This window comes from Pontivivens marinum (genome assembly GCF_900231835.1).
In the GTDB taxonomy this organism is placed as follows: Bacteria; Pseudomonadota; Alphaproteobacteria; order Rhodobacterales; family Rhodobacteraceae; genus Pontivivens; species Pontivivens marinum.
Window position 1 is genome coordinate 447,671 of sequence record NZ_OCTN01000001.1, and the last position, 11,854, is coordinate 459,524.

15 protein-coding genes are annotated in these 11,854 nt (G+C 59.1%); 6 read left to right on the top strand and 9 right to left on the bottom strand.

Features of this window, described 5'->3' with window-relative positions; genetic code table 11:
- Nucleotides 1–14: 14 nt before the first annotated feature.
- Entirely contained in the window at nt 15–875 is an 861-nt protein-coding gene (locus CR254_RS02240) for a hypothetical protein (RefSeq protein WP_097928175.1), read from the bottom strand.
- A 244-nt stretch (nt 876–1,119) separates the two neighbouring features.
- On the opposite strand from CR254_RS02240, the gene CR254_RS02245 reads away from it, so the two are divergent.
- Nucleotides 1,120–1,533: a Ros/MucR family transcriptional regulator gene (locus tag CR254_RS02245; RefSeq protein WP_097928176.1), complete on the top strand. Its 414-nt coding sequence runs from the start codon at nt 1,120–1,122 to the stop codon at nt 1,531–1,533.
- 88 nt (nt 1,534–1,621) lie between these two features.
- The gene (gene miaB, locus CR254_RS02250) at nt 1,622–2,947 is read left to right on the top strand and encodes a tRNA (N6-isopentenyl adenosine(37)-C2)-methylthiotransferase MiaB (protein ID WP_097928177.1); all 1,326 of its coding nucleotides are present in this window, start codon (nt 1,622–1,624) and stop codon (nt 2,945–2,947) included.
- Between the two features lie 2 nt (nt 2,948–2,949).
- Here miaB and CR254_RS02255 read toward each other — a convergent pair whose 3' ends face one another.
- Nucleotides 2,950–3,441: an SH3 domain-containing protein gene (locus tag CR254_RS02255; RefSeq protein WP_097928178.1), complete on the bottom strand. Its 492-nt coding sequence runs from the start codon at nt 3,439–3,441 to the stop codon at nt 2,950–2,952.
- 80 nt (nt 3,442–3,521) lie between these two features.
- On the opposite strand from CR254_RS02255, the gene CR254_RS02260 reads away from it, so the two are divergent.
- On the top strand, nt 3,522–4,508 hold the full coding sequence (locus CR254_RS02260; RefSeq protein ID WP_097928179.1) for a 2-hydroxyacid dehydrogenase: 987 nt from the start codon (nt 3,522–3,524) through the stop codon (nt 4,506–4,508).
- 87 nt (nt 4,509–4,595) lie between these two features.
- Entirely contained in the window at nt 4,596–4,976 is a 381-nt protein-coding gene (locus CR254_RS02265; protein ID WP_219617968.1) for a hypothetical protein, read from the top strand.
- Here CR254_RS02265 and CR254_RS02270 read toward each other — a convergent pair.
- Genes CR254_RS02270 through CR254_RS02285 form a run of 4 tightly spaced genes read right to left on the bottom strand, consistent with a single transcriptional unit; the run spans nt 4,973 to nt 8,453 of the window.
- Nucleotides 4,973–5,977, bottom strand: a complete 1,005-nt coding sequence (locus CR254_RS02270) for an NAD(P)/FAD-dependent oxidoreductase (RefSeq protein WP_097928180.1) — start codon at nt 5,975–5,977, stop codon at nt 4,973–4,975. The genes CR254_RS02265 and CR254_RS02270 overlap by 4 nt on opposite strands.
- 3 nt (nt 5,978–5,980) lie before the next feature.
- Nucleotides 5,981–6,952, bottom strand: coding sequence for a threonine ammonia-lyase (locus tag CR254_RS02275; RefSeq protein ID WP_097928181.1), 972 nt, complete (start codon nt 6,950–6,952; stop codon nt 5,981–5,983).
- Nucleotides 6,949–7,776, bottom strand: coding sequence for an alpha/beta fold hydrolase (locus tag CR254_RS02280; RefSeq protein ID WP_097928182.1), 828 nt, complete (start codon nt 7,774–7,776; stop codon nt 6,949–6,951). Before CR254_RS02280 ends, CR254_RS02275 begins: the two co-directional genes overlap by 4 nt.
- Nucleotides 7,773–8,453: a haloacid dehalogenase type II gene (locus CR254_RS02285; RefSeq protein WP_097928183.1), complete on the bottom strand. Its 681-nt coding sequence runs from the start codon at nt 8,451–8,453 to the stop codon at nt 7,773–7,775. Before CR254_RS02285 ends, CR254_RS02280 begins: the two co-directional genes overlap by 4 nt.
- A 141-nt stretch (nt 8,454–8,594) precedes the next feature.
- Between CR254_RS02285 and CR254_RS02290 the strand changes: the two genes are divergently transcribed.
- Nucleotides 8,595–8,804 carry a hypothetical protein gene (locus CR254_RS02290; RefSeq protein WP_097928184.1) on the top strand — a complete coding sequence of 70 codons (210 nt, stop codon included), beginning with the start codon at nt 8,595–8,597 and terminating at the stop codon, nt 8,802–8,804.
- Nucleotides 8,805–8,839: 35 nt separating this feature from the next.
- Nucleotides 8,840–9,223, top strand: a complete 384-nt coding sequence (locus CR254_RS02295) for a VOC family protein (RefSeq protein ID WP_097928185.1) — start codon at nt 8,840–8,842, stop codon at nt 9,221–9,223.
- Between the two features lie 30 nt (nt 9,224–9,253).
- On the opposite strand, the gene CR254_RS02300 is transcribed toward CR254_RS02295, so the two are convergent.
- Genes CR254_RS02300 through fabA form a run of 3 tightly spaced genes read right to left on the bottom strand, consistent with a single transcriptional unit; the run spans nt 9,254 to nt 11,823 of the window.
- On the bottom strand, nt 9,254–10,054 hold the full coding sequence (locus tag CR254_RS02300) for an enoyl-ACP reductase FabI (RefSeq protein ID WP_425440228.1): 801 nt from the start codon (nt 10,052–10,054) through the stop codon (nt 9,254–9,256).
- Entirely contained in the window at nt 10,047–11,273 is a 1,227-nt protein-coding gene (fabB, locus tag CR254_RS02305; protein ID WP_097928186.1) for a beta-ketoacyl-ACP synthase I, read from the bottom strand. The genes CR254_RS02300 and fabB overlap by 8 nt, the downstream gene beginning before the upstream one ends.
- A 40-nt stretch (nt 11,274–11,313) precedes the next feature.
- The gene (gene fabA, locus CR254_RS02310) at nt 11,314–11,823 is read right to left on the bottom strand and encodes a bifunctional 3-hydroxydecanoyl-ACP dehydratase/trans-2-decenoyl-ACP isomerase (RefSeq protein ID WP_097928187.1); all 510 of its coding nucleotides are present in this window, start codon (nt 11,821–11,823) and stop codon (nt 11,314–11,316) included.
- Between the last annotated feature and the right edge of the window lie 31 nt (nt 11,824–11,854).

The window sequence follows — 11,854 nt, forward strand, 5'->3', positions numbered from 1 at the left end:
TTCATCGATTTTACTTAGAACCACTGGCCCGGTTCAATAATACCCAGCTCCAATAACTGTTCAGAACGCCATTCAAACGGGGTGGAGCGTCGCCACATAAATGTCTCGATCTCAAACATTGAGCCAGGATTACGCTTCAAACTCTTTGCCACCCGAAACGAAGCAACAGCAACGGTAACGTTATGATGCCATGGACAGGACAGAGTATTCATCTCCGGCACGCTCAGGATCAAATCATCCGATATGCGCAGCCCCTCAATTGCGCGAAATAATGAAACGCGGTCAATCCGGCGGCGTTCCCACGGCACGAATTCCTCGTATCGCCATGTTAAACCACCAAAAATATCGAATTGCCGATCCAGCTCCTGCCCATCGCGATACCGGTGAAAACCGTAATAGCCCGATCCATCAAAATGCGCGTTCTGGCGTGAAACACCATCCTGCGCGCGATCTAGATCAGCGGCATATAGGTCAACCGAATAGCCGAACACATGATCGCGCCGCTCCTCGGTCATGAAAGTTGTGAGGTCGCTAATCTTTCTACTCTCCATATAGGGGTAGAATAGAAATTCTGCGTTGAAGCCCCAATAAACCCAGCGTCCGGCAAGGCGATCAATCAAACGGTTCAGAATCGCAATGGCGTCATCACGGGATCGAACGGGCTCATCGATTCTGGTAATCGCCTCGCCATCAGGAATAGCCGCATCGACAGCGAGTCGACCGACCAGCAAAACCTGAACGAATCCAAGGCGTAAATGGTGCGAGACCGTGGCGGCAACTTCGGAAACATCTTCGACAAAAATGATCGCCACCGGCTCACGCCCGGGTAGGCTACCGGATTCAGCGAGGAACTGGGATACACTGGCGAAGATCATACTGCTCCAATATCGCAAATTACCGTGCACGCAACCATTTGATGGCAGTTATCCGCTCACTCAACTGGAATAACGTATTTGTTAAAGCAAAGCGCCCTCATTTATTGAACAGTTCGTGTAATTACATCCAGTTAGCATTGCGCACATTGACATCTTGTGAGAGAACCTCCGAACCTGAAAGGGTTCTCGGCCTGACGTTAAGTCAAAGTCGGGGGGGCAACATACTAGTTGAAAGGGCTTTCAAATGTCCGAGGCAATGCAAATCGACAAAACGGAGATTCTGGCACTGACGTCAGAAATCGTATCCTCCCATGTCGCAAATAATCCGGTCGCTATGAGCGAGCTTCCCGGCTTTATCGAATCAGTATTCGGAAAGCTGCACGATCTCGCACAAGGTACTGCCGAAGAAGAGATCGAACTGGTTCCTGCCGTTCCGGTCAAGAAATCGGTAACAAATGAATACATCATTTGTCTTGAGGACGGACGTAAACTCAAGATGCTCAAGCGCCATCTGGCAACTGCATTTGGCATGACGCCTGATGATTACCGTGCAAAGTGGAACCTGCCTTCGGATTACCCGATGGTTGCACCTGCTTACGCACAAAAACGTCAGGAATTGGCCAAAAAAATTGGCCTTGGTCGCAAACCAAAAAAGTGATGCGGTTGCGGGGACGCCCGCATCTGGCTAAATGACGGCGTGACCTCCGGGACGGGGTTGCGCCGTTTTCTTTTGCAAAGGTCGTATTATGTCCGCTCCCAAAAAGCTGTTTGTTAAGACTTATGGCTGTCAGATGAACGTCTATGACAGTGAACGCATGGTCGGCGCATTGGGAACTGCGGGCTATGAACAGGTACAGGATCCGGCCGAGGCTGACATGATCCTGCTCAACACCTGCCATATTCGTGAAAAGGCGGCGGAGAAGGTTTACTCCGAGTTGGGCCGGATGCGCCCGCTAAAGGATGCAAAACCCGACCTGAAAATCGGCGTAGCCGGCTGTGTGGCACAGGCCGAGGGCGCAGAAATCATGCGCCGACAGCCTATGGTCGATCTGGTCGTTGGTCCGCAGGCCTATCACCGCCTACCCGCGATGGAGGCAAAGGTGCAGGCCGGCGAAACCGCGCTGGACACCGATTTTCCCGAGGAAGACAAATTCGATCACCTGCCCGCGCCGCGCGGGCCCAAGGCGAGCCGCGCCCCAACCGCGTTCCTGACCGTGCAGGAGGGCTGCGATAAATTCTGCGCCTTCTGCGTTGTTCCCTACACGCGCGGGGCCGAGGTCAGCCGCCCCGGTGCCCGCCTTTTGGCCGAGGCACGTGATCTGGTTGAACGTGGCGTAGCCGATATTACCCTTCTAGGTCAGAACGTTAACGGATATCACGGTGCTGGCATCGATGGCGACTGGACCCTTGCCCGATTGATTCGTGAGCTCGCCAAAATCGACGGTTTGGAGCGGATTCGCTACACAACGTCGCACCCCAACGACATGACCGATGACCTGATCGACGCACATGGCGAGGTTGAAAAACTGATGCCTTACCTGCACCTGCCCGTACAATCAGGCAGTGACGCGGTACTGGCCGGAATGAACCGTCGCCACACCGCTGAGGAATATTTGCGCCTGATTGAGCGCATCCGCGCCGCTCGGCCAGACATCGCCATGTCCGGTGATTTCATTGTTGGCTTCCCCGGTGAAACCGAGGCTGACTTCGCAGATACAATCGCATTATGTGAGGAGGTCCGCTACGCCTCCGCATTCTCGTTCAAATATTCCGCGCGCCCCGGAACGCCGGCGGCGGGGCGTACCTTTGTCGGGGATGATGTCGCCTCGGAACGGCTGGGCCGATTGCAGGCGCTAATCACCGATCATCAGCGCAGCTTCCAACGCGCGCAGGTGGGTAAGCGCATGTCCTTGCTTGTGGAAAAGGCGGGGCGTGAGCCGGGTCAAATGATCGGCAAAACCCCATGGCTGCACGCCGCTCATTTCGACGGGCCACAAACAACGCAGGGTAACGTGGTTGAGGTTGAGATCATCGGCTCGAACACCAACTCCCTATCCGCCCGCGCGATCTAGACCTATTCCGGCAAGTTCTGGTCCAACCCCCACAGCCCGCTTTCGCGGACCCAACCGTCATGGCCACCTGTCTCGACCTGACACCAGCCATCGACGCATTCGCCGAGTTGCGCAATCACGCCCACCTCGGCGATCGCGGCCAAGGGGGCCTCGATATTCGGCTCACGGTGCAGCCGCGCATTTTCACCGTCGATGATTACGGTCCGCACGCCTGACAGCAGGGCGAAGTGAATCCAGCCGCCCTCACCATCGCGATCCCGCACGTTGCGCCAGTTTTCATATTCCGAAATCACGCGCAGCGGCATACCACGCCGGACAAACCGCCAGTCTATCCGGTATTCCACGCCCGGGCCACGCCGGACATTTGCCTGCCCTGCCTTTAGGCTGACAAATCGCGGCAGGGGCAATCCCGTCTCATGCCCGATGCTTTGCGCCGCCAATGGCGACGCGAAACATGCAGCAGCTAGACAGAAAGCACGTCGGGTCAGGTGCATCTTTGTGGATTTCCGGTTCAGTTCGCGGTCCGCTGACCATAAGCTGCGCAAACGGGGAAATCACGCCGAAAGGGAACATAATGCCAGCGCAAAAGCTAAAGGTCGCGATCACGCGCCGCCTGCCTGAACCGGTCGAGACTCGGCTGGCCGAACTCTTTGACGTTACCCTGTGCGACAGCGACACCGCCCTCCCGCGGGAGGAGCTGGCCGCCCGCATGGCAGAAGTTGATGTTCTGATCCCGACCTTGGGCGACCGCATCGACGCCAAGCTGCTATCCGGTGCGGGTGAGCGGCTAAAGCTGATCGCAAATTACGGCGCTGGCGTGGACCATATCGACGTGGAAACCGCCCGTGCGCGCGGCATCGCGGTCAGCAACACGCCCGGCGTTTTGACCGAGGATACCGCCGACATGACCATGGCGCTGATTCTCGGCGTATCACGTCGGTTGAAGGAGGGCGTCACCCTGATGCAATCCGGCGACTGGCATGGATGGAGCCCGATGGCCCTGATGGGCAACCGCCTAGGTGGCAAACGTCTGGGCATTCTGGGCATGGGGCGTATCGGTCAGGCCGTTGCCAAACGTGCGCAGGCCTTTGGCATGTCCGTCCACTACCACAATCGCCGCCGCCTGCGCCCCGAGGCGGAGGAGGAGATCGGTGCCCGCTGGTGGGATAGCCTTGATCAGATGCTCGCACGGGTTGATATCCTCAGCGTGAATGCCCCCCACACGCCTGCCACATTCCACTTGCTGAACGCACGTCGCCTGAAATTGATGAAGCCGACAGCCTTTGTCGTGAACACCAGCCGTGGTGAGGTTATCGACGAAAACGCCCTGACGCGCGCGCTGCGCAATGGCGAACTGGCCGGCGCCGCGCTGGACGTGTTCGAACATGGCGCCAGCGTTAACCCTCGCCTGCGTGACCTGCCAAATGTGTTGCTATTACCACACATGGGCTCCGCCACTGTTGAGGGCCGGTTGGAGATGGGTGAGAAAGTTCTGCTGAATATCAAGACCTTCGCCGACGGGCACCGCCCACCGGATTTGGTCGTGCCGAGTATGCTTTAAAACAAAGCTATCAACGTATCAAAATACACGCTGCATTAACGATTGTTACTGCAAACAAGGGGGGTATAAAAACTAGGAGTCCCTCCCTTGAATACCAAACTATACGTCGGCGCAGCAATTTTGCTCGCCACTATTTCCGGCTGTGCAAGCAGTTCTGACGAAATTATGCCCGCCTATGTTTCACCTATTCAATATGATAGCTATTCGTGCAGCCAGCTTGCACAGGAAAATAACCGCATCGCCAGTCGCTTGAACCATTTGACGGGTGAACAGGACGATCGCGCAAGCAGTGACGCAGTTGCCACTGGTGTTGCAATTATCCTGTTCTGGCCTGCTGCTTTCTTTATTGAGGGTGACGATCTAGCCCCTGAAATTGCTCAACTAAAAGGGCAGTTTGACGCGATCGATCAGGCGGCAGTGCGCAATGACTGCACCAATTTCAGCCGTCGCGCCCCGTCCGCAATCTAACGATTCAGGACCAGCTCAGCAGCCCTCGCCGCCATCGCTGGAGAGGTCTGCACGCCGTATCCCCCCTGACCGGCGAGCCATAAAAAGCCCTCCGCGCCCCAGTTACAAACCGGGGTGCGGTCGGGCGCAAAGGTCCGCAAACCGGCCCATGACCGCTCCACCCGTGTGACCGGTTCGGTGACTGCCTGCTCGTAGCGGTCCAACCCCTCCGCCAGCACCATATCATCGGGCCATGCATCCATCGGCGCGACCTCGTCCTCCTCAGCAGGCGAAACCATCATGCGGCCCGCCTCGGGCTTGGCATAGAACGTCTCACTCGCGGATAGCAGCATCGGCCATGCGGAAATGTCGTGCCCCGCAGGCGCAGGCAGAATCGCGGCGGACCGTCGGCACGGGCGCAGGCCCAGCGGCACGACACCGGCCAGAACCGCAATCTGATCCGCCCATGCACCCGCCGCATTCACAACAATCGGGGCCGCAAATGCCCCCTTGCTGGTCTGCACGGTCCAGCCCTGCTGCAACGCCGTAACCTCGGCCCCTGTAACCACCTCACCGCCATGGCTGCGCAAGGTAGCGCGCAGATCGCCCATACGCCGATCCACGTCGATATCGCTGGCATCCACCTCATAGGCGGCGCGATTCACGTAATCGGGGCGCAGGATGGGAAAACGACGACACGCCTCCTCGGCACTGATTTCCTCCATCCCCTTTGATCCAGCCAGATGCGCCTCAAGGGCGGCATCCTCACCACTGGCAGCAACAATCAAAACGCCACGTTGCGTCAGATAGGGTGTTAGCGCGGCACGACTGGCGCGCGACATTTCCCGAACAGCGGCGTTCCCGTAGTTTTCAACGAATAGCGCGGCTGATCGGCCCGTGGCGTGCATGCCCGGATGGGCCTCACGCTCCAGCACGATCACATGGCGGTGTGGCGCGATTTCAGCGGCGGCTGACAGGCCCGCAATGCCCGCACCGATGATGATAACATCCGCCTGCGCCATAATTTACCCCTCCAAGGTGCCCAATGCCCGCGTGAACATCGCCGCATCGACATTGCCACCGGTTGCCACGCAAATCACCGTATCACCCTGCAACTGATCGCCCTGAAACAGCGCCGCGGCCAAGGCGACAGCGCCCCCCGGTTCGACCACAATTTTCAACCGCTGAAAGGCCAGCCCGACGGCGCGTAGGGCATCCTCGTCACTCACGCACATACCCGGGCCACATCGCTGCGCCATGATCGGGAACGGAATGTCCCCCGCCTGTGGCGTGATCACCGCATCGCAGATGGAGCCGGTCAGCGCCGCGTTCCGCTCAATCTTACCCGACCGCAAGGACCGCGCCACATCGTCAAAGCCCGCAGGCTCCACCGGCCGCACCCGCAGCGCGGTTTCGCTAACGCCCAGCGACACGCCACCCGTCAGGCCACCACCGCCGCAGCAAACCAGCACATCTGCGCTCTCAATCCCCAGCGCAGCAGCATCCTGTGCGATCTCCAACCCGACGGTGCCCTGCCCTGCGACCACATCGGGATTGTCGAACGGCTTGACCAAGGAAAGCCCCCGCGCCGCAGATAGCTCCGCGCCGATGGCGTCACGATCCTCGGTCGCGCGATCATACAGAACCACCTCGGCACCCAAGGCGCGGGTGTTGGCGATCTTCAGCTTGGGCGCGTCCTCTGGCATAATGATAACCGATGGAATCCCCGCAGCGCGCGCCGCATAGGCAACGCCCTGTGCGTGGTTGCCGGACGAAAACGCGATGACGCCACGCGCTCGCTCCTCCTCAGGCAATTGCGAAATCGCAAACCATGCCCCGCGCAATTTGAACGAGCCTGTATGTTGCAAGCATTCCGCCTTAACGAAAACCCGCCGCCCTGCGATTTCATCCAGAAATGGAGAGCTAAGCAAAGGCGTGCGCCGTGCAACACCATCCAGAACGGCCGCAGCCTGTTTTACGCGGGCCAAAGTGGTCATCGGATCGTCTCCATCAGCTTGTCAAATGTGTCGAGGCTTTCGCTCTCATCCAAAAACGGAACATGGGCACGGTTGGGCACCGTCGCCGCAATCATATCAGGGCGTGCCGCCTGCATCGCGGCAAAGGTTTCCACGCTCAACAACTCGGAATTCGCACCCCGCAATGCGGCGAGGGGAACGCCCTGTAGCGCGTCGAAAAACGGCCATAGATCGGGCGCAGGTCCACCCGCAGCAACCGCATCACGCAGCGCGGGATCATAGCGCAGCGATAGACCGTCCTCGTCCTCAATATACCACCGTTGCGCCCAAACGCGCCACGCGGCGGCGTCAATATCGGGGAAGCTGCGCGCATTCAGCCGCGCCAAACCGGCAGCCGCCTGATCATAGGTTTTGGCCGCAGGCCGCTTACCCAGATAGTCCATGATGACATCCAGACCGCTCTGCTCAATTTTAGGTCCAACATCGTTGAGCAAAACACCGGCCAGCCGATCCTTGGCCATTGCGGCGATCAGCATAGCAATGATCCCCCCGCGCGAGGTGCCAACGATCACGGCCTTTTCAATGCCCAGATGGTTCAACAGCTCGATGACGTCCCGCCCCTCAACCGGCACGGTGTAACCCTCCAGCGGTTTGGGATCGTGATCCGAGGCACCACGCCCGCGCAGGTCCATGCGGATGATCCGCACAGCGCCACATCGGGCGGCCAGAAACGGCTCGAAATCACTCATGCTACGGGTCAGACCGGCCAAGCATAGCACCGGCACACCCTGCCCCTGATCGTCAAAGGCGATGTTCAGGCCGTCGCTGCTGGTAAACGAGCTCACTTCGCCACCATGGGAATAGTCGTCAGATCGCTGAGGATCGTATCCGGCGTGCCCCACAACCGATCGACTGGCAAACCTGCGCGATTGACCCATGCCGTGCGGAAGCCATAGCCCGCCGCCGCCCCTGCATCCCACCCGTTTGAGGAGACAAACAGCACCTCCTCCTTGGCACAGCCAAACCGCCCGCCAACTAGGTCGTAAACGCTGGGATGGGGCTTAAACACACCGACATCCTCAACGCTCAACACATCGTCCAGCACGTCCCCGATACCGGCGGAGCTAACGGCCCCCTGCAACATCGCGGGTGAGCCATTGGACAGGATCGCCGTAGACAGGCCCGCCTGCTTCAACGCGGCCAACATTGCCGGAACCTCGGGATATGCGCCCAGTTCCCAATATAGCTGTAACAACCGCTCGCGCAGCTCAGGCGTAGCTAAACCTGCGGCCTCCAGCGCCCAATCCAGACCATCCTGCGTGACATCCCAGAAATCGCGGTGATGGCCCGCAACGGCGCGCAGCCACGTATATTCCAATTGTTTTGCCCGCCAATCAGCGGCGATCCTCGGCCAGTGCTTTGCGAAATCCTCACGCCCCGGTTCAGCAGCAGCGACACGCGCAGCGGCGGCTACATCAAACAGCGTTCCATAGGCGTCAAAGACACAGGTCGTAATCGTCATGGCAGAACTCCTTTGCCCGCAGACTGCGGAATGCCGCCCCCCTGTGCAAGCACCGCATTGTGACCCCAACATTATTGTGAGCAGCGAAACCTTCGCCTCATCCGCACCGTGCTTGGGGCAACACGATGATGGAGAGCCGCAATGAAATCCCTGATGTCGCTGTCGCTGATCATGGTTGCAGGCATCGCATGGGTCACTGGCCCCGATGCACCTGTTGAGCAGCCCATGCCCAGCTTTCGATTGGTGCCGATATCATCCCCCGGCACGCCACCTCTCCTGCAACGCGGCGCATCGTTCAGCACGTCATGGCGACCGGCAAGCGCCTCAACTTATTTCGGGCAAGCAGGCTGAAAATTGTGGTATCCTCCACCCGAATGGAGGACCCAATGAGCGATCATCACGGCACTATCTTCTGGACCGAACTGGCCACCCGCGACGTTGCAGCAGCACGCGAATATTACGCTGCCACCTGCGGCTGGACCTATGATGAAATGACCATGCAGGATGGCGGCACCTACGTCACCGCAATGAAGGGCGAGCAGATGGTTTGCGGCATTTTCGATATGTCACGCGAACCAATGATGGCTGAATTACCACCCCATTGGAGCACCTATATCGGTGTGGAGGATGTGGATCAGGTGGTCGCGCAAGCTGCGAAACGGGGTGCTACGGTCATACGCCCCGCATGGGACATACCGCATGTCGGGCGCATCGCGATCATCGCTGATCCCAGCGGCGCACCCGTTGGTATTATGACGCCATCGGAATAATCGCGGCGGGGCACATGGCCCCGCAACGCATTACATATTCTCGGGCTGTGGCATTCCGGTAATGTTGAAGCCACCATCGACGAACAGGCATTCACCCGTTGTCGATCCGCCAAGCGGGCTGAGCATATACAGGGCCGCACCACCAACATCATCCAGCGATGCATTGGCCCGCAGCGGGCTGTTTTGCTCCGCCTGCTTGTAGATCTTGCGCGCGTCGCCAATCGCCGCACCGGCTAGGGTCCGCATCGGGCCGGGGGACACCGCGTTCACGCGGATGCCGTCACGCCCCAGATCGTTCGCCAGATAGCGCACGGTGGATTCCAGCGCCGCCTTGGCCACACCCATCACGTTGTAATTCGGCGTAACACGCTGCGCGCCCAGATAGCTGAGCGTCAAGATCGCGCCACCCGATTTCATCATCGGCGCGGCACGGCGGCTGACGTCGATCAGCGAATAGCACGAGATATCCAGCGAGTTCAGGAAATTCGCCCGCGAGGTATCGCTAAAGCGCCCCGTCAGTTCCTTTTTATCCGCATAGGCAATCGCGTGGACGACAAAATCCAGCTCGCCCCATTCGCTGTTGAGCTGTTCAAATGCCGCGTCCATCGACGCCTCATCTGTGACATCACAATCAACGATCATCGACGACCCGACGCTTTGCGCCAGTGGCAGAACCCGCTTGCCGAATGCTTCACCCTGATAGGTGAACGCCATTTCCGCGCCATGGGCGGCCAACGTGCGGGCAATGCCCCACGCGATGCTTTTCTCATTCGCGACGCCCATGACCAGGCCTCGTTTACCTGCCATCAGGTCCGAGATCTTCTCAACCATTATACTTACTCAACAACATCGAACCATTTGTACCGCCGAACCCGAACGAGTTCGTCATAACCGTATCCAGCCCTGCATTCTCAACCAGCGAGGTCGCGATTTCCTCAGGCTTCAGCGCGGGGTCCAGTGTCTCCACGTTGATCGAGGGGGCAATGAAATCATCGCGCAGCATCAGCAGGCAGTAAATCGCCTCCTGCGCGCCGGTCGCACCCTGACTGTGACCCGTCATGGATTTGGTGGAGCTGACAACAGGCGTGGAGCCATCACCGAACACGCGGCGAACCGCCTCAATCTCACCCACATCGCCCACAGGGGTCGAGGTGCCGTGCGCGTTGATATAGCTGACCTTACGCTGACCGATCGTGTCCAATGCCAAGCGCATCGCACGCTCACCACCCTCACCCGATGGCGCAACCATATCGGCACCGTCAGATGTCGCGCCAAAGCCGGTTACTTCTGCGTAAATCTTCGCGCCACGGGCCTTTGCGTGCTCCAGCTCCTCGAGCACCAGCATACCGCCACCGCCCGCGATCACAAAACCGTCACGGGTTGCGTCAAACGCGCGCGAAGCCTTTTCAGGCGTGTCGTTATATTTCGAGGACATCGCCCCCATCGCGTCGAACAGGCAGGACAGCGTCCAGTCCAGTTCCTCACCACCGCCCGCAAACATTACGTCCTGCTTGCCGAACTGGATTTGCTCCGCAGCCGACCCGATGCAATGCAGCGAGGTAGAGCACGCCGAGGTGATCGAGTAGTTGATCCCCTTGATCTTGAACGCCGTGGACAGGTTCGCACTGACGGTCGAGGACATGCCCCGTGGCACCATCAATGGTCCTATCCGCTTGGGCGAATTGTTCTTCAGCACGATCTGGTGCGCCGCAAACAGGTTCGCCGTGGACGGGCCACCCGAACCGGCAATCAGACCGGTGCGCGGGTTGGAGATATCGCTCTCCTCCAGCCCCGCATCCGCGATGGCCTGCTGCATGGCGATATGTGCATAGGCAGCACCGGCGCCCATAAAGCGCAGGGTGCGCTTCTCGACATGGGCGGCCAGATCGATCTGGGGCGCGCCACTGATCTGGCTGCGGAATCCCCGCTCCGCCATTTCAGCATCGGCCGCAATGCCCGAGCGTCCCGCCTTTAGGCTGGCTGCAACTTCTTCGGCGGAATTGCCGATCGAGGACACAATCCCCAGTCCGGTAATGACGACACGGCGCATGGCGCTCTCCCCTAATATTTTCTGAACCAACGGCGCAGGATCACTCGTCCTTGAACAGGCCGACCTTCATATCCGTGGTTGTGTAAATGGTCTCACCATCCGCCTTCATCACACCATTGGCGACGGCCAGCTTTAGCTTGCGATCAATGACGCGGGTGAAATCGACGTGATAGGTAATCAGCTTAACGTCCGGGGTGACCATGCCGGTGAACTTCACCTCGCCCACACCCAGCGCACGACCCTTGCCCTGCATACCGCGCCACCCCAGGTTGAAACCCGTCAGCTGCCACAGCGCGTCCAGACCCAGGCATCCCGGCATGACCGGATCACCGATAAAGTGGCACTGGAAGAACCACAGGTCAGGCTTGATATCAAACTCGGCAACGACATGGCCTTTACCATGCTCACCACCATCGGCGCTGATATCGGTCACGCGGTCCATCATCAGCATCGGCGGCGAGGGCAGCTGCGGGTTGCCCGGGCCGAACATCTCGCCCCGCGCGCATTGCATAAGGCCGTCAAAATCGATGCTGGTGGGCCGGTCTGTCATATCGTGCGCTCTCTTATTGCTACAATTCGGT

Bases quoted from the DNA above. Each gene is read 5' to 3' on its own strand.
- CR254_RS02245 (WP_097928176.1), top strand. From the start codon at position 1,120: ATGTCCGAGGCAATGCAAATCGACAAAACGGAGATTCTGGCACTGACG.
- fabA (WP_097928187.1), bottom strand. From the start codon at position 11,823: ATGACAGACCGGCCCACCAGCATCGATTTTGACGGCCTTATGCAATGC.
- CR254_RS02285 (WP_097928183.1), bottom strand. From the start codon at position 8,453: ATGACGATTACGACCTGTGTCTTTGACGCCTATGGAACGCTGTTTGAT.
- CR254_RS02260 (WP_097928179.1), top strand. From the start codon at position 3,522: ATGCCAGCGCAAAAGCTAAAGGTCGCGATCACGCGCCGCCTGCCTGAA.
- CR254_RS02275 (WP_097928181.1), bottom strand. From the start codon at position 6,952: ATGACCACTTTGGCCCGCGTAAAACAGGCTGCGGCCGTTCTGGATGGT.
- CR254_RS02255 (WP_097928178.1), bottom strand. From the start codon at position 3,441: ATGCACCTGACCCGACGTGCTTTCTGTCTAGCTGCTGCATGTTTCGCG.
- CR254_RS02270 (WP_097928180.1), bottom strand. From the start codon at position 5,977: ATGGCGCAGGCGGATGTTATCATCATCGGTGCGGGCATTGCGGGCCTG.
- CR254_RS02295 (WP_097928185.1), top strand. From the start codon at position 8,840: ATGAGCGATCATCACGGCACTATCTTCTGGACCGAACTGGCCACCCGC.
- fabB (WP_097928186.1), bottom strand. From the start codon at position 11,273: ATGCGCCGTGTCGTCATTACCGGACTGGGGATTGTGTCCTCGATCGGC.
- CR254_RS02240 (WP_097928175.1), bottom strand. From the start codon at position 875: ATGATCTTCGCCAGTGTATCCCAGTTCCTCGCTGAATCCGGTAGCCTA.
- CR254_RS02290 (WP_097928184.1), top strand. From the start codon at position 8,595: ATGAAATCCCTGATGTCGCTGTCGCTGATCATGGTTGCAGGCATCGCA.
- CR254_RS02300 (WP_425440228.1), bottom strand. From the start codon at position 10,054: ATGGTTGAGAAGATCTCGGACCTGATGGCAGGTAAACGAGGCCTGGTC.
- miaB (WP_097928177.1), top strand. From the start codon at position 1,622: ATGTCCGCTCCCAAAAAGCTGTTTGTTAAGACTTATGGCTGTCAGATG.